The sequence below is a fragment of the Pseudomonas marincola genome (assembly GCF_900116605.1).
Lineage (GTDB): Bacteria > Pseudomonadota > Gammaproteobacteria > Pseudomonadales > Pseudomonadaceae > Aquipseudomonas > Aquipseudomonas marincola.
Map to the genome: position 1 here is coordinate 46,148 of NZ_FPBC01000001.1, position 17,519 is coordinate 63,666.

Consider the following 17,519-nt stretch of genomic DNA (forward strand, 5'->3'; position numbering starts at 1 on the left):
CCGCTAATTCACAGGAAGCTCCATGTCCCTGGAACAAAACTACACCGAGATTCTTGGCCAATTGGGCGAAGACGCCTCTCGCGAAGGCTTGCTTGACACCCCCAAGCGCGCCGCAAAAGCCATGCAGTATCTCTGCCGTGGCTATCAGCAAACGCTCGAAGAAGTCACCAACGGCGCACTGTTCAGCTCAGACAACAGTGAAATGGTCCTGGTAAAGAACATTGAGCTGTACTCGCTCTGCGAGCATCACCTGCTGCCATTCATTGGCAAGGCTCACGTCGCCTACATTCCAAGCGGCAAGGTTCTGGGCCTGTCAAAAGTCGCGCGAATTGTCGACATGTTCGCACGCCGCCTGCAAATTCAGGAAAACCTCAGCCGCCAGATTGCCGATGCCGTTCAGCAGGTAACTGGCGCGATGGGCGTTGCAGTGGTGATTGAAGCGCAGCACATGTGCATGATGATGCGTGGCGTTGAGAAGCAAAACTCTTCGATGGTGACGTCGGTCATGCTCGGCGAGTTTCGCAGCAACGCAGCCACGCGCAGCGAATTTCTCAGCCTGATCAACAACTGATCCCCTAAAGCCTGCCAAACAGGTTAGCGTCAGCCAATAAAAAACCCATGCATGCATGGGTTTTTTATTGGCTGTATTCAGCAAAACGGCAGATGGAGCAGACGCTTAAAAGTCGTCTTCGACATCGCCATCCTTCATCTTGAACTCACGGGTCTGCAGATACGCATTGCGCACGAACGTATAGCGATCACCGCTGATCAGGCGTTCAGCAGAGAGCAGCTCGGCACGAACATCCACCAGGTTGACCGCATAGGTCACGTTACGTGTTGGCACATGGTCGATAAACAGGCCGGTTGCCAGCAAACCATCCGGCAACTTGCCTACGCTGTCGCGCACGGTGCTTGGGCCCAGCAGCGGCAACACGACATACGGTCCGTTAGGCACGCCCCAGACACCCAGCGTCTGGCCGAAGTCTTCATCATTAGCCTGCAAACCCATGGCGGTTGCCACGTCGAACACGCCGACAACACCCAGCGTGGTGTTTAGGATGAAGCGCGTCGTGTCTACCCCGGCATCACGCACCTTGCCTTGCAGCACGTTGTTCAAGAAATTACGGGTATCACTCACATTGTTGAAGAAGTTGTGCACGCCTGTGCGGATGAAACTCGGCGTGACAGCCTTATAGCCCTTGGCAATGGGCTTGAGGGTATACGCATCGAGCGTGTCGTTGATGTCGAACATCACACGGTTATAGCCAATCCACGGATCATCCTCAGTGGCGTAAGCCAGAACAGGCAGCACCGAGATACTGCAGCAAGCAGCCCATTTCAAAAGGCGCTTGTATACCGGCGCTCCAGACTCGTGCATCACCATCTCTCCTCAAATTACGGCTGGCCAGCAAAACCGCTTAGCCTGTTGAGGGCTGCCTGTATTGCGCAGCCCTGCAAAAATTGGCGCTCAGTATAAAGCCTGGCGCCCCTAAAGTGGCAGCTTGACAGCATTGCGCAGCAAACCCAAATAACGGCTTAGGGCGAATTTAGCTGTAGACCTCAAACACCCGCCGCCGTTACACAAGCTTGCAGTGTTTACTGCCAATTTGCGTGCAACGCTGGACTCAAGCCTCGCTCAACAATCCCAGACTCTTGCCCTTCAACACGGCTTGAGTACGACTACGAACACTCAGCTTGGTAAACAGATTATGCAGGTGCCATTTGATTGTCGCCTCCGACAGGTGCACAGCCTGAGCAATATCCCGGTTCGAAAGCCCCGCCGCGACAAAGCGCAGGATCTCCCGTTCACGGCGGCTGACGTCCTGATTATCTTCCGCGCTGTCAGGGTCGAGCTTGAGCACCTTGCATTGCTCGCGCCACTGTTCGGCAACCGACAGCCAGCGTTCCTTACGGCCAGGATCAGCCGCCAACCAGGCATCCATCAACGGATAGAGCCAATTGGCGTCATCGAGAAACATGCGCCGATAACCACAATCCCAGGCTTTTTCCAGGCTCACGCCGAACAACTCAAAGGCTTTGTCAGTGTGGCCCTTACGCCAATGAGCTACCGCTAATAGCAAGGATATATGTAGCCGCCGCTCGCGCTGATGCTCAGCCAGATGCTTACCGAGACAGGTCTCCAACACGGCCTGAGCTTTATCCGCACGGCGCTCGGCCAAGGCCAGACGGGCTTCGGTGAGCACACGAGAGGTTTGCGCCTCACTGAACCGGCCATCCGGTATCCCAGCCATGTGCCGTTGCAGTTGCAAGGACGTGCGCTCGGCCTCATTGGGGCGGCGTAGCCATAACAGGAACTGCACCCGGCAACTCATGCCCAGGGCAAATACCCGCTCATAACCTGGCGCATGCAGACCATCCAGCCAATCATCCAGCACAGCCAAGCCTTTATCCGTGTCACCGGCATAGAAATAGGCCCGCGCCATCACCAGCTTGCCCCGGCTTATCAGCTCAATCGGCGTTGCAACATCGCGCCAGGTGATTGCATCGGGCAGTTTGTCGATGATCTGTGCATGCTCATTACGCTCGTAAAGCAGATCGGCGCTGACCAGCGTCAGCGGCTCAACTACGCGGCTGTCCATCCCGTAAACTTTCTTTACACGGGCGCGGGTGTCCTCCGCAACCTGACTGCCATGCAGGAGATCGCCGGCCTCTTTACACACCAGCGCCTCGATCAGTGAAGTAACCACAAGCAAGTAGGTGTTTGCGCTTTGGCTCAGATACTGGCGTGCGCGGGCAATCGACTTGACCCCTTCATCCACCTCGCCCAGCAAGGTGTAAGCTGCGGCCTGGATGCACAAGAGACTGGCACTGAATACCGGCTGATTCTCGGACACCAGTCGCAACCAATGACGCGCGACCTTCAGGCAGCTCTCCAGCTTGTCCTGATACAGCAGGATCAAGGCCTTGAGCACTTGTGCAGCAACCATCAATTCCGCCAGACCGTAATGCAAAGCACCACTCTGGCCATGCGGCAGACGCAGGCTTACATCTTCAATCAGCGCCTCTGCCTCGGCATATCGCTGCTCCAAGGCCAGCTGCCAGGCATAAAAAATCTGGAACACGGCGTGTTCAAGAATCACCTCACTGGGTAATTGCTTGAGCACTTTGAGCACGCTGTAAACCTCGTTGCTGGAGACCAAACTGCCACCGTGCAGCTCAAGCAGCTCGGCGCCACGGGCAAAGTCGCCAGCACGTAACAGGTACTTGATCGCCTTGGCGTAATGCCCCTTATCGAGACACCATTGTGCGGCGCTGCGCTGGAGTGTCGCCAGCTCGCCACTGCTGGGTATACCAGTGCGATTGAAGTCGGCGAACAGCCCGTGGTAACGCAGCCAGCCGTCCGCCTCTTCGAGCGGTTTGACGAACAATTGATTACGCTGGAGAAAGGCCAGCATCTGCGCTGAGTCATCGCGACCGGACATCGCATCGCAAAGCTCAGCGTTGAACTCGTCGAGAACGGCGGTTTGTTGCAAGAAGCGGATCACCACATCTGGCAAGTCCGCCAGCACATCAGCTTGCAGATAATCTGCAATATTGCGTTCACTGCCGGTCAGTTGCTGCATGTACAGGGTGCGGTCAGCCACTGTACCGAGTGCCAGCGCCAGTAGTTGCAGTGCAGTAACCCAGCCTTCGCTACGCCCATGCAGCACCACCAACTCTTCCCGGCTCAGTTGCAGCTGCTTGATGTCCTGTAAATAATTGGCCGTCTGCGCCGCAGTGAATCGCAGATCCGCAGAACTCAACATGCAAGTCTGAGCCTGCAGCTCAGGTGCCAGCCCCTCAATTAGCGCACCACTGCGGGCGCTGCCAATAAGGTGTACGTGCGCGGGCAACTGGCTGATCAGCCGCTGCGAAAGCACGTTCACGCCCGGCACGGCGATGCGGTGCATGTCATCGATAAGCAGGTAAAGATCAGCCGGAAGCTTGCCAAGTGCGCGGGCAAATTCATCAATCGCCTGCTCGACCGCAGCCGCATCAACTCCCACCGGAATATGCAGGGAGTAATCAAACTGCGGGTAGCAGCTCTCGATAGCAGCACTCAGATAGTCGAGCACCCGCAGCGGATCAGTATCAGTTTCGTCACACGCCAGCCAGGCAACCTGTAAGTCGGCCGCCAGCAAGTGCGCACGGTACTGCTCAAGCAAAACGCTTTTGCCGTAGCCTGCAGGCGCGCACACTAAAGTTAATGGCCCTCGGCAAGTAGCATCGAGGCGATCGATCAGGGTTTCGCGTGGCACCAGCAGTTCGGGATTGATTGCGACGGGCGCAATTTTAGTGCGCAGCAGAGGCTGAGCCGGAGCAGTGGCATATTCAACAATTTTGTTCATTACAAGAGACTCAATTCGCGGGCACGTCGAATCGCCTGGGTGCGATTGCGAACCTTTAGTTTTTCGTAGATGTTGTGCAGGTGCCATTTCACAGTGCCCAACGCCAACTCAAGTTGTTCGCCGATCTCGGCGTTAGACATACCTTGCGCAGCCAGACACACCACCTCACGTTCACGCTCAGTCAGGCCTTCGTCCACCTCAAGCAGCGTTTGGCTTGCGCTGTAACCCGGCCAGATTGCCAACAATTGGCGGATAAAACCCTGCAGCGCTGGTTGGCGCTCAGCCGTTTCGAGCTGCTGCAGCATCAGCCGGACACTGTCTCCCTCCTCGATAAACAGCGTTCGGATGCCTTCGCGCTCGGCATCGATCAAACACTGCACCAACAAGGTTTGAGAACGTTCCTGATACCCCAGGCGTTGATAACTGAGCGCCGAGAGCAGGTCCAAACGCAGCCGGTGCAGTCCATGCCAGTCGGGAAGCAGCAATGCGCGCAGATGGGTGATTTCATGCAAGGCTTCGCTGGAATGCCCACGGGCTTGTTGCAAGCGCACGCGTGTCAGGCCTTGCATCCATTTCACCGGATTGAAGCGCATGTGCAGGTAAGGTGCCGCGAGGCTGTCCCAGTCGACGCTTTTGAGTCTCAACTCAGCCCGCTTGATGCGGTCGACTGCCGTCTCCTGGAGGATTTGCGCAACCTCATCGCCCACTGCCAGCGCATAGAAGCGCCAGGCTTTATGGCGGGCCGCCATGTTCTGCATCATCACCAGTGTGGCGTGTGCTTCCTTGGGATTTTCCTGCATGCGCTGCAAGCGCGACAAACACAACAGCCCTTGCGCGTAGACATCGATCGGGCTGATCAAATCGACAGTATCGAGCGCCCAGCGCAGACGACTTTCCAGCCCTTCGAACTCACCCTGAATGCACTTGATAACAGCCCCGGTAACGGTCGAAAGTACCAATGCCTGCGAGCGCTCGGCAAACCACGGCATGCTGTGCAGGCGCAGGTGGCTATACAGCAATGCCGCTTGCTTGATTTGCCCTTGCTCAAGACTCAACAGCAACTCGACATTGGCCAACTGCATTTCGAGGTAGCGCCCGGACAAGAAATGATTACGCTGCTGCGCCAGCGCCAACAGCCGGTGCGCCGACTGCGGCGCGCCCATCATTACGTGTGCAATGGCGCCGACAATCAGCATTGTCACCTCGACAAATGCTGAGTGCTGACCCAGGTGCACCTCAACCCGCCGGGCCAGCAGCACACAGGTCACCAAATCATCTTTCTGCAGCGCAATCACCGCTTTGATCGCCAGCGCTGCTAAATGCCTGTCACTCAGGTCGGTGGTCACCTCCAGCTCACCCCAGCCTTGCAACAGGTCGTCGATATTGCGATTGGCCTCTTGCAGCCCCATTTGCGTGGCGCGTGTCCACACATCGACCAGCATCAGCACCGGATATTCGCTGGCAATCGAGTAAGGCACGTGCTGGCGCCAGTAGGTGATAAGACTGAGTTCGCCCTGGTTGATCATCTGCATGCCGGCCGCTTCGATGAGCTCAGCCAACAGCCGCGGATCATCGGCAAGGTGCGCATGGCGAATTGCCAAGGCCTGCATGTCATGAGCAGCAAACCAGTGACTGGCGCTGTAATTCAGTTGCTTGAAACGCGCAGGATCCTGCGCTTGCAGGCGGTTACGCAGGAAGTCGGCAAACACATCGTGGAAACGGTACCAGTGCCGCTCATGGTCCAGCGGACGCAAAAACAGCTGGCGCGCTTCGAATGCTTGCAGCGTCGTCTGGCCGCCAGTGCCGCCGGTGAGGTAATCGACCAACTCACCGCTCACTTGCTGCGCCACAGCCAAGGTCATCAGCAAGGTTTGTTCATCCGCCGGTAGTGTCGACAGAACCGAATGCAACAGGTATTCGGCGACAGTGTCAGGCTCTTCCGGGCGCTCGTAATTGCCGTCGTAGGCGTCTGCGCGATGCCCCAGCCACAAGCTGGCCAAGTGCACACCCAGCACCCAACCACCGGTATGCGTGTATAAGTTTTCCAGGGCCTGGCCACTGAGTTCGTGACCGCGCTGCTTGAGATAATCCTGGGTCTCGAGTTTAGTGAGGCGCAATTCTTGCTCACCTATTTCGAGCAACAATCCCTTGGCCCGCAGGCGAGCCAGTTGCATCTGGGGTTGCGACCGGCAGCCAATCGCCAGGGTGAAATTTTGCGGCGAGAACTCAACCAGCCGGTTCAGCGCCTGTTGCAACTGCACATTGCTGATGCGATGCAAGTCATCCAGCACCAGCAACATGGGTAATACCGTTTCAGCCAACTCGACGAGCAGTGATTCCATGACAATGTCGACGGGAATATGCAGAGAGTTGCGCAGATAGTCCTGAGCATTGCTGCCAAAACCTGGAGAATGAGCGGATATAGTCGCGATCAGATGAGCAAAGAAACTTGCCGGGTCATTGTCTGCATCGACGATATTAAGCCAGGCAACAAGCGCTCCTTGCTCCATCCTGCTCGCCGCCAGCATTTGCATGGACACGGTTTTACCGAAGCCTGCAGGGGCCGAAAACTGAATGAGCTTGGCGTGGGGGTGGGCTTGAAGCGAATCGTCTACAGCCTGCCGACAGAAGTGGGCAGTAGCGGCTCTGGCAGATTCCTGCGCAGCCGCCGTCATACCCGGTACGGGTAATTCAATAACATCATCCATGATGTTTTCCTTATACACAGTGCTGGATTTGTAACAGTTACCTTCCTGGTTCTCAGCCATAGTAATCGGCTGTCCAACCCCGCGTAAACCTTGAACGAGACTAGGATCAATCGCTTGGGCGATCTACAATCGCCATCCACGCTCGTGAAAGTCCGAAATGAATATCTGCGAAATCCATCCGCTGCCGTATCAAGCCTCGCCGTGCGTTTACTTCGATGCCATCCATAAGGAATGCGGCGCGATATTGCTCGACTCGGGTCGACCGAATGCCGAGCGCGGGCGTTTCGACCTGCTCAGTGCGTGGCCGCTTGAAACCTTTGTACCTGCCCCCGACGAGTCGGCGGCAGATTACAACCAGAGACTGCGTGCGGGCCTTGCAAGGCTTCAAGCGTGCGACTATCCGACAGGCTTTGAGCTGCCATTCAGTGGCGGGCTGATGGGCTATTTCGGCTACGATTTCGGTCAGCGAATCGAACCTCAGCAGCCGAAAAGTTGTGACGATCTTGGGCTTCAGGATGCCCGCCTTGGCCTGTATGACTGGGCGCTGATTACCGACCATCAAGCACTTACCAGCCAACTGGTGTTTCATCCGAGCTTGGATGAACAGCAACGCAAAAAACTGATCGCAGTATTTGAAAAAAAGCGCGAAAGCAGCCCGCAAAACTTCAAATTGGCCGGTGATTTTCGAGCCAATATCCGATCAACGGACTACAAACAGGCCTTTGAGCGGATCCAAAGTTACATTTCAGCGGGTGATTGCTACCAGGTAAATTATGCTCAGCGCTTTCAGGCCGAGTATGAGGGTGATCCGTGGGGCGCCTATCAGGCGTTGCGTGAGGTATGCCCTACGCCGTTTTCCGGCTATCTCGGGTTGGGCGAAAACAACGCCATTCTCAGTTTATCGCCTGAGCGTTTCATGCACGTTAGCCGGGGCCATGTAGAGACCCGACCGATAAAGGGCACCCGCCCGCGCGGGCACACGCCAGAACAAGACAAAGCGCAGGCAGATGAGCTACTCAATAGCCGTAAAGATCGCGCTGAAAACTTGATGATCGTTGATTTGCTGCGCAACGATCTGGGCCGCAGTTGCCGGATTGGCTCAGTGCGCGTGCCTGAACTGTTCGCGCTCGAAAGCTACCCCAATGTGCATCATCTGGTGAGCGCAGTAACCGGTGAATTAGCCGCAGACAAAGACGCGCTGGACCTGTTTGCCGGCAGCTTTCCCGGCGGATCGATCACCGGCGCACCCAAGATTCGCGCCATGCAGATCATCGACGAACTCGAACCTACCCGTCGCGCACTGTATTGCGGTTCATTGATGTATCTGGATATTCGCGGCGAAATGGACAGCTCGATTGCCATTCGCAGCCTGCTGGCTCGCGATGGCGTTATCAGCTGCTGGGGCGGTGGCGGGATTGTTGCTGATTCACAGTGGCAGGCGGAATATCAGGAGTCGATAACCAAGGTCAATGTGTTGCTGAGTACCCTACAGAATCTTGGCAAGTAGCTAAGCCGCTGGATTGCCCAGCGGCTTATTCAACTCAGACTTGCACAGGTGCCATGTAGGCGAACGCTTCCTGAGTGAAGCGAACCCGTTCCTCGACAGACTCCGTAATGCCGTCTTTCGCCAGTTCAGCCAAACGTGCTTCGACCGCATGCGCACGCAGGGTCAAGCCACTGTTATTGGCTATCTGGATATTCAAGCCGGGACGCGCATTGAGCTCCAGGATCAAGGGACCCTTGTCCTGATCGAGCACCATGTCGACACCGATATAACCCAGCCCACACAGCTCATAACAGCCTGCAGCCAAGGTCATGAAGCCTTTCCAGTTCGGCAACTGAACGCCGTCCACGGCATTGGTTGTATCGGGGTGTTTGGAGATCTTGTTGTTCAGCCAGGTCCCGCCCAATGTCATGCCGGTCGCCAGATCAACGCCTACACCAATCGCACCTTGGTGCAGGTTAGCCTTGCCGCCCGACTGACGCGTCGGCAAGCGCAGCATTGCCATGACCGGATAGCCCATCAACACGATGATGCGAATATCCGGCACGCCTTCGTAGCTGATGCTTTTGAAGATCTGATCGGGCACCACACGGTACTCGATCAGCGCGCGGTCACGCAGGCCGCCCAACGAATAGAGACCGGTGAGAATGCTCGAAATCTGGTGCTGGATCTCATCAAGACTGATGATCCGGCCCGAGACGGTACGGAAGCGGTCTTCAAAGCGATCAGCAACTACCAGAATCCCGTCACCGCCCGCACCTTGCGCGGGCTTGACTACGAAATCACTGCGCTCACCAATGATCTTTTCAAGGTTATCGATCTCTTTTTCAGTCGAGATGATCCCGTACATTTCGGGCACGTTAATGCCCGACTCAATCGCCCGTTCCTTGGTGATGATCTTGTCATCGACCAAGGGGTACAGGTGACGCTTGTTGTACTTGAGCACGTAATCAGCATTACGTCGGTTGATGCCCATGATGCCCAGCTCTTCAAGAGCCTTCCAACGTTTCCAGAGGCCAAACATAGGTCACTCCTTGAGGAAGGCATTGAAGCGGAACAGTTCAGTCAGGCGATAGCCGCGATAGCGACCCATTGCCAACATGAAGCCCACTAGAATCAACAGGATTGCCGGGAAGGTGAACACGAAGTAAACCAGTTCAGGCACGGTCATCAGCAGATGCGCAAGCGATGCGGCGATCAGTGTGCCGACACCCACTTTCAAGGCATGGCCAGCGCCACGTTCTTCCCATGTAATCGACAGACGCTCGATGGTCATGGTCAGAATCACCATCGGGAACAATGCTACCGAAAGGCCGCGATCCATACCCAGTTTGTGGCTGAACAAGCTGATCACTGCAATCAGCACAACCACGAAGGTCAGCACCACCGACAGTCGAGGCAGCATCTGTAGTTTCAAGTGTTCAAGGTAGGAGCGCAGCGACAAGCCCAGCGCCGTAATGAAGGTAAACAGCACGATACCGAAGCCCAACCCCGTCTCGCGGAACGCCAGTGCGATCAGAACCGGCGTAAAGGTGCCGAGGGTTTGCAGGCCGCCGAGGTTACGCAAGATCAGGATGAGCAGAACCCCGATCGGGATCATGACCATGATCTGGAAGTTGTGCTGGGTCTGCAACGGCAGGCCGTAAAGGGAATAGGAAAGGAAGCCGGCATCGGTGCTTTCGTCGGTCAGTTTAGCCAGACGAATTGCATTCATTTCGCTGTTGTTCAGGCTAAATGTAACGTTGGCCTGCTTGCCGCCTTCAAGGTTCATCAGCGGGTCATTGCCCACCCACCAGACCAGTCGGTCCGACGGCAAACCTTGCTCACCACTCACCGGATTGAAATACAGCCACTTCTCGCCGTTAAAGCTGCGCAGCCAAAGCTCCGGGTCCTGCTGAATTTCAGCGGCCAGGCGAATGGTGTGTACCCGCTCCATCGGCACGTGCGCGATGGACAACAGCAACTCGACCGCCTTGGCCTTGTTTTCGGTCGAGGCATCGCCACCGAGCAGCAACTTGGCGTTGTCGTCGGCTTCGTTGTTCACCCGCTTGATGGTTTCACTGATAAAGGTTTCAACATCAGCTGAATGCTGACGAATCGGTGCAAGCAATGCTTCTGCAGCGATTTTCTCGGCGCCTTCAACCGGCAGGCTGTCGCGGAAAATCGGGCCTTTGGCCTTGGCTTGCTCACCGCTGTAGCGCTTGGTCAGTACCAGGCGGTAATAAATGGTTTGCTTGCCACTTGCCCGACGTGCAGACCAGGTGGCTTTGCGATTGCCATCGGCGCGATTGATGCTCACGCCGTAGTTATTGGAAATGAAGCTCTCGTTGAGGCTTACATAATCCTGATTGAGAGGAGGCACAAACATCTGCAGTTTGACTGGCTCGCGAGGGCTGGCCTGAAACTCGACCTTGGCGTCAATGTTCCACAAGTCGTCAGTTTCATCCGAGGTAAGGGGAATACCCAAAATGAATATCTGATAGGCAGTAATCAAAATGCCCAAGCTCACAGTGAGCAAAATCAGAATTTTAAGGTGCAAGTTAAGAGAGCGCATGGGCATTACTCGCCGGGGGTTACGTCATTGGCACAGTCAGGCTTGCCTGCTGCATATTTAAGGCTTGGATCTACCATAGCACCGAAGCGTTTGAGTGCTTCCGAGCCGATAAGAAGCGGATATTGGAATGCACTTCGGTCGGTCAAGTTCACTTCAATTTTGCGAAGCGCTTCACCCATGCAGATATCCAACTCGATTACAGGTCGGGCGGTGTAGGTTTTTTCTTCATTTGGATCATAGTCGCCGGAGCGGCGTTTGATCTTGCTGACACGGGCCAGAGGACGTTCGATAGGATTGCTGTGCGCATCATCTATGGCCAGATAAAAGCGCACCCATGTCTCGCCGTCACGCTTGAAGCGTTTGATATCACGTGCGCTGAGAGAGGCGGTCTTGGCCCCGGTATCGAGTTTAGCGGCAACCTCAATATTGAGATTCACCAACTGTGTGTATTCATTAAGGCCGTAGACAGACTTGTCCGCTGCAACTGCTACACAGGGAACAATAAATAGCCATAGAAACAGTAGGTTAGGCGTGAGTCTCATAAATCCCGTTAGTATTTTTCTCTATCAATGAGGCTAAAGACCCGCACGCATCTACCCGGCAGGCTGGTATATGCGCTGAAGTTTAGCAGGCATGCGTGAAAGCATGCTCAAACGGGGCGAAGTCTAACATGGCGCATTTGGCGGACAACAGATAGCGACCCAGTAAGTTTGTTGGGGTTGGGCTAGCAATCAGCGTCTAACGGCCAGAAGACTGTCGACAATCCCAATCACACGATTGACCATTACCGCTCAAAAAGGTATTTTTTGCCTAAATAAAACAGCCATTGTTGACAATATGCTCGATACCGTCGAAGTCCCTCTAAATCATGGCGAAGATTCTGAAACGCGCTCAGAGCAGGTTTTCCGGCGCATTCAGGCTGCAATCATCAAGGGCGAGATAGCCCCCGGCAGCAAAATTTCTGAACCTGAGCTGGCGCGCACCTATGGCATAAGCCGCGGCCCGCTGCGCGAAGCCATTCACCGGCTTGAAGGCCAACGCCTGCTGGTGCGCATCCCTCACGTCGGCGCCCGCGTGGTGTCTCTGAACCACAGCGAACTAATCGAGCTGTATGAAATACGCGAATCATTAGAAGGCATGGCCTGCCGGCTCGCTGCCGAACGCATGAGCCAGGCCGAAATTGATGAGCTTCGCCACGTACTCGACACCCATGAGCGTGATGAAGCGTTTCAGGCAGGCAATGGCTATTACCAGCAAGAAGGCGACTTCGATTTCCACTACCGGATCATTCAGGGCAGCGGCAACCGGACGCTGACGCAAATGCTCTGCTCCGACCTTTATCAACTGGTGCGCATGTACCGCATTCAGTTTTCCGCCACCCCCAATCGCCCGCGCCAGGCGTTTGCCGAACACCACCGAATTCTCGACGCCATTGCTGACCGTGACGGTGAGCTGGCGGAACTGCTGATGCGCCGTCACATCGGCGCATCGAAGCGCAACATTGAGCGTCATTATCTAGACGCAGAATCCAAGACAGCCAAAACCAGAGGTGAGTCATGAGTTTGAAAACCCCAGGCCAGCGTTTCCGCGATGCCGTAGCCGAAGAGCACCCGTTGCAGGTCATTGGCGCGATCAACGCCAACCACGCACTGCTGGCAAAACGTGCCGGTTTCAAAGCTATTTACCTGTCGGGCGGCGGTGTTGCTGCAGGCTCGCTGGGGCTTCCGGATCTGGGCATCACCGGGCTCGATGACGTGCTCACCGACGTGCGCCGCATTACCGATGTCTGCGACTTGCCGCTACTGGTCGATGTCGACACTGGCTTCGGCTCGTCGGCGTTCAACGTTGCGCGCACGGTCAAGTCGATGATCAAGTTTGGCGCAGCCGCCATTCACATCGAAGATCAGGTTGGCGCCAAGCGCTGCGGCCACCGCCCGAACAAGGAAATCGTCTCGCAGCAGGAAATGGTCGACCGGATCAAGGCTGCGGTAGACGCACGCACCGATGACAGTTTCGTGATCATGGCGCGCACCGACGCCCTGGCCGTTGAAGGTTTGGAGTCTGCGCTGGACCGCGCCGCCGCCTGTATTGAAGCCGGCGCCGATATGGTATTCCCGGAAGCCATTACAGAACTTGAGATGTACAAGTTGTTTGCGCAGAAGGTCAACGCTCCGATTCTGGCCAACATCACCGAGTTCGGCGCGACCCCGCTGTTCACCACTGACGAACTGCGCTCTGCCGATGTATCGCTGGTGCTCTACCCGCTCTCGGCGTTCCGCGCCATGAACAAGGCTGCCGAAAACGTCTACGAAGCCGTGCGTCGCGATGGCACCCAGAAGAATGTCATCGACACCATGCAAACGCGCATGGAACTTTACGATCGCATCAACTACCACGCCTTCGAGCAAAGCCTGGATGCCCTGTTCGCTCAGAAAAAGAACTGAGCCGCGCATTCCAACATCGACCCGAACAACAATTTCAAGATGATGAGGATCTAACAATGGCTGAAGCAAAAGTACTCAGTGGCGCGGGCCTTCGTGGCCAGGTCGCCGGCCAGACCGAACTGTGCACCGTCGGCAAGACCGGCGCAGGTCTGACATACCGCGGCTATGATGTGCGCGATTTGGCAAGCAGCTGCATCTTTGAAGAAGTCGCCTACCTGCTGCTCTACGGCGAGCTGCCAAATCAGGCCGAGCTCAGCGCTTATCAGAGCAAGCTGAACAAACTGCGCGATCTGCCCCAGGCGCTCAAAGAAGTGCTGGAGCGCATTCCGGCGCAAGCTCACCCGATGGATGTCATGCGTACCGGCGCCTCGATGCTTGGCAATCTGGAGCCAGAGCACAGCTTCGACGAGCAACGCGACAAGGCTGATCGTCTGCTCGGCGCGTTCCCGGCGATCATGACTTACTGGTATCGCTTCAGCCATGATGGCGTGCGTATCGACTGCAACAGCGACCAGGCCACTATTGGCGGCCACTTCCTCCAGTTGCTGCACGGCAAAGCGCCGAGCGAATTGCACGTTAAAGTGATGAACGTTTCGCTGATTCTCTACGCTGAACACGAATTTAACGCCTCGACCTTCACCGCCCGCGTTTGCGCCTCAACCCTGTCGGATATTTTCTCCTGCGTTACGGCAGCCATCGGTTCCCTGCGCGGCCCGCTGCACGGAGGCGCCAACGAAGCGGCAATGGAGATGATCGAGAAGTTCGCATCTGCCGAGGCCGCCACTGCTGGCACGCTGGACATGCTCGCCCGCAAAGACAAGATCATGGGCTTTGGCCACGCGATCTACAAAGACTCCGACCCCCGTAACGAGGTGATCAAAGGCTGGTCCAAGCAGTTGGCCGATGAAGTGGGCGACACTGTGATGTTCCCGGTCTCCGAAGCCATTGACGCGGTCATGTGGGAGCAAAAGAAACTGTTCCCCAACGCCGACTTCTATCACGCCTCGGCTTACCACTTCATGGGCATCCCGACCAAGCTGTTCACGCCGATCTTCGTTTGCTCGCGGGTGAGTGGCTGGACCGCACACGTATTCGAGCAGCGCGCCAACAACCGGATTATTCGCCCCAGCGCGGAATACACCGGTGTAGAGCAACGCGCAGTAACGCCGCTAGAGCAGCGCTAATTGCTAGCGGGGAGGTGGCGCGATAAGCCCCTCCCCCGACCGGTCATTGTCGATTACCTGATTGAGCCCAACGCTATGAACACTGAATTTCGCAAGAATCTTCCCGGCAGCGTGCTGGATTACTTCGACGCCCGTGCGGCGGTTGATGCGATCCAGCCCGGTGCCTATGCAAAACTGCCGTACACCTCTCGCGTATTGGCTGAAAACCTGGTGCGTCGCTGTGACCCGAGCATGCTCAACGCGGCGCTAAGCCAGCTGATTGAGCGCAAGCGTGACCTCGACTTTCCCTGGTTCCCGGCGCGCGTGGTGTGCCACGACATTCTTGGCCAAACCGCATTGGTCGACCTGGCGGGTCTGCGCGATGCCATCGCTGAGAAAGGCGGTGATCCCGCGCAAGTTAACCCCGTCGTGCCCACTCAGCTGATTGTCGACCACTCGCTGGCCGTCGAATTTGGCGGGTATGACAAAGACGCCTTTGCCAAAAACCGCAGCGTCGAAGACCGTCGCAACGAAGACCGCTTTCACTTCATCGAGTGGACTAAAAAGGCCTTCAAGAACGTCGACGTGATCCCGCCCGGCAACGGCATCATGCACCAGATCAACCTGGAGCGGATGTCGCCCGTGGTTCATGCACGTGAAGGCGTTGCCTTCCCGGACACGCTGGTCGGCACCGACAGCCACACCCCGCACGTCGATGCGCTGGGCGTGATTGCCATTGGTGTCGGCGGCCTGGAAGCCGAGAGCGTAATGCTCGGCCGCGCCTCCTACATGCGCCTGCCAGATATCATCGGCGTTCGCCTGTCGGGCAAGCGCCAACCGGGCATCACCGCCACCGATATCGTGCTGGCGATTACCGAGTTCCTGCGCAGCCAGAAAGTTGTTTCCTCGTACCTTGAGTTCTTCGGAGAAGGCGCCGACGCCCTGACCCTCGGTGATCGGGCAACTATCTCGAACATGACCCCGGAATTCGGGGCGACAGCGGCGATGTTCTACATCGACCAACACACCATCGATTACCTGACGCTGACAGGCCGTGAGCCGGAGCAAGTCAAACTGGTCGAGAACTACGCCAAGGTTACGGGCCTGTGGGCGGACGACCTGAAAACTGCTGAATACGAGCGCGTTCTCGACTTTGATCTGTCTTCGGTGGTACGCAACATCGCCGGCCCAAGCAACCCGCACAAACGCGTCGCCACCACAGACCTCGCCACAGCGGGCATCTCTGGCGTGGTTGAGAATGAAGCCGGGCTGATGCCGGATGGCGCGGTAATCATCGCGGCCATTACCAGCTGCACCAACACCAGCAACCCGCGCAACGTCATCGCCGCTGCCCTGCTCGCCCGCAACGCCAATGCGCGCGGCCTGACCCGCAAGCCATGGGTTAAAACCTCGCTGGCTCCCGGCTCGAAAGCAGTGCAGTTGTACCTTGAAGAAGCCAACCTGCTGACCGAACTTGAACAGCTCGGTTTTGGCATCGTCGGCTTTGCCTGCACCACCTGCAACGGCATGAGCGGCGCACTGGACCCGGTAATCCAAAAGGAAGTGATCGACCGCGACCTCTACGCCACCGCAGTGCTGTCGGGTAACCGCAACTTCGACGGGCGTATCCATCCGTACGCCAAACAGGCTTTCCTGGCTTCGCCGCCGCTGGTCGTTGCCTACGCGATTGCCGGCACCATTCGTTTCGACATCGAAAAAGACGTGCTCGGCATCGATCAGGCCGGTAACGCCGTTACCCTGAAAGACATCTGGCCATCGGATGAAGAGATTGATGAAGTGGTGAATGCCAGCGTCAAGCCGGCCCAGTTCAACCAAGTCTACATCCCGATGTTCGCCATCGAAGCCGACAATGGCGAGAAGGTCGAGCCGCTGTACGACTGGCGCGCACAGAGCACTTACATCCGTCGTCCGCCTTACTGGGAAGGCGCTTTGGCTGGTGAGCGCACGCTTAAAGGCATGCGCCCACTCGCCGTGCTGCCAGACAACATCACCACTGATCACCTGTCGCCGTCGAATGCGATCCTGCTCAACAGCGCGGCCGGTGAATACCTGCACAAAATGGGTTTGCCGGAAGAAGACTTCAACTCCTACGCCACCCACCGCGGCGATCACCTGACCGCACAACGGGCGACCTTTGCCAACCCGAAACTGCTCAATGAAATGGTGGTTGAAAACGGTGTGGTCAAACAAGGTTCTCTGGCGCGCATTGAGCCGGAAGGCAAAGTCACGCGCATGTGGGAAGCGATTGAAACCTACATGGAGCGCAAGCAACCGCTGATCATCATCGCCGGTGCTGACTACGGCCAGGGCTCATCCCGTGACTGGGCGGCCAAAGGCGTGCGTCTGGCCGGTGTTGAAGCCATCGCCGCTGAAGGTTTTGAACGTATCCACCGCACCAACCTGGTCGGCATGGGCGTGTTGCCACTTGAATTCCTGCCGGGCACAACCCGCAAGACGCTGGAAATTGATGGCAGCGAAACCTACGACGTGATTGGCGAGCGCACACCACGCGCCACCCTGACGCTGGTGATCAACCGCAAAAACGGTGAACGCGTTGAAGTGCCCGTGACTTGCCGCCTCGACACCGCTGAAGAGCTGTCGATTTATGAGGCCGGAGGTGTGCTGCAGCGTTTCGCGCAGGACTTCCTTGAGTCTGCAAACGTCTCGTAAGCCTGCCGCGGTCACGGCGGAGCAATTCGCCGTGACCGCCCTCTTCTTTCAGTGACGGTTCGCGGCGCTAGGTTCAGCGCGTAGCGGCCCTCACTTCACGCAGTTT

The 17,519-nt window shown here is 56.7% G+C and carries 12 protein-coding genes; 6 read left to right on the plus strand and 6 right to left on the minus strand.

Features of this window, described 5'->3' with window-relative positions; all coding sequences use genetic code 11:
- Positions 1–22 precede the first annotated feature (22 nt).
- Positions 23–571, plus strand: coding sequence for a GTP cyclohydrolase I FolE (gene folE, locus BM395_RS00250; protein WP_069898673.1), 549 nt, complete (start codon positions 23–25; stop codon positions 569–571).
- A 105-nt stretch (positions 572–676) separates the two neighbouring features.
- On the opposite strand, the gene BM395_RS00255 is transcribed toward folE, so the two are convergent.
- The 3 genes from BM395_RS00255 to BM395_RS00265 all read right to left on the minus strand — a co-directional run bounded on the left by BM395_RS00255 (position 677) and on the right by BM395_RS00265 (position 7,057).
- The gene (locus tag BM395_RS00255) at positions 677–1,378 is read right to left on the minus strand and encodes an MlaA family lipoprotein (protein ID WP_090509148.1); all 702 of its coding nucleotides are present in this window, start codon (positions 1,376–1,378) and stop codon (positions 677–679) included.
- A gap of 247 nt (positions 1,379–1,625) precedes the next feature.
- Positions 1,626–4,349 carry a winged helix-turn-helix domain-containing protein gene (locus tag BM395_RS00260; RefSeq protein ID WP_090508492.1) on the minus strand — a complete coding sequence of 908 codons (2,724 nt, stop codon included), beginning with the start codon at positions 4,347–4,349 and terminating at the stop codon, positions 1,626–1,628.
- Positions 4,349–7,057: a winged helix-turn-helix domain-containing protein gene (locus tag BM395_RS00265; RefSeq protein WP_244528905.1), complete on the minus strand. Its 2,709-nt coding sequence runs from the start codon at positions 7,055–7,057 to the stop codon at positions 4,349–4,351. The genes BM395_RS00260 and BM395_RS00265 overlap by 1 nt, the downstream gene beginning before the upstream one ends.
- A gap of 157 nt (positions 7,058–7,214) precedes the next feature.
- On the opposite strand from BM395_RS00265, the gene pabB reads away from it, so the two are divergent.
- Complete coding sequence (pabB, locus tag BM395_RS00270; RefSeq protein WP_090508493.1) at positions 7,215–8,564, plus strand: aminodeoxychorismate synthase component I; 1,350 nt, start codon at positions 7,215–7,217, stop codon at positions 8,562–8,564.
- A gap of 34 nt (positions 8,565–8,598) precedes the next feature.
- Here pabB and BM395_RS00275 read toward each other — a convergent pair whose 3' ends face one another.
- Genes BM395_RS00275 through rloA form a run of 3 tightly spaced genes read right to left on the minus strand, consistent with a single transcriptional unit; the run spans position 8,599 to position 11,657 of the window.
- Entirely contained in the window at positions 8,599–9,585 is a 987-nt protein-coding gene (locus BM395_RS00275; protein WP_090508494.1) for an alpha-L-glutamate ligase-like protein, read from the minus strand.
- Between the two features lie 3 nt (positions 9,586–9,588).
- Positions 9,589–11,115, minus strand: a complete 1,527-nt coding sequence (gene rloB, locus BM395_RS00280; protein ID WP_069899680.1) for an osmotic stress tolerance membrane protein RloB — start codon at positions 11,113–11,115, stop codon at positions 9,589–9,591.
- A gap of 5 nt (positions 11,116–11,120) precedes the next feature.
- The gene (gene rloA, locus BM395_RS00285) at positions 11,121–11,657 is read right to left on the minus strand and encodes a retropepsin-like aspartic peptidase RloA (RefSeq protein ID WP_069898677.1); all 537 of its coding nucleotides are present in this window, start codon (positions 11,655–11,657) and stop codon (positions 11,121–11,123) included.
- A gap of 295 nt (positions 11,658–11,952) precedes the next feature.
- Between rloA and BM395_RS00290 the strand changes: the two genes are divergently transcribed.
- The 4 genes from BM395_RS00290 to acnD all read left to right on the plus strand — a co-directional run bounded on the left by BM395_RS00290 (position 11,953) and on the right by acnD (position 17,413).
- Positions 11,953–12,675, plus strand: a complete 723-nt coding sequence (locus tag BM395_RS00290; RefSeq protein WP_069898678.1) for a GntR family transcriptional regulator — start codon at positions 11,953–11,955, stop codon at positions 12,673–12,675.
- Positions 12,672–13,559 (plus strand): methylisocitrate lyase, encoded by an 888-nt coding sequence (gene prpB / locus BM395_RS00295; protein ID WP_069898679.1) that lies wholly within the window; start codon positions 12,672–12,674, stop codon positions 13,557–13,559. Before BM395_RS00290 ends, prpB begins: the two co-directional genes overlap by 4 nt.
- A 56-nt stretch (positions 13,560–13,615) precedes the next feature.
- Positions 13,616–14,743: a bifunctional 2-methylcitrate synthase/citrate synthase gene (gene prpC, locus BM395_RS00300; RefSeq protein ID WP_069898680.1), complete on the plus strand. Its 1,128-nt coding sequence runs from the start codon at positions 13,616–13,618 to the stop codon at positions 14,741–14,743.
- A gap of 75 nt (positions 14,744–14,818) precedes the next feature.
- Positions 14,819–17,413: a Fe/S-dependent 2-methylisocitrate dehydratase AcnD gene (gene acnD / locus BM395_RS00305; RefSeq protein WP_090508495.1), complete on the plus strand. Its 2,595-nt coding sequence runs from the start codon at positions 14,819–14,821 to the stop codon at positions 17,411–17,413.
- The last annotated feature ends 106 nt before the right edge of the window (positions 17,414–17,519 follow it).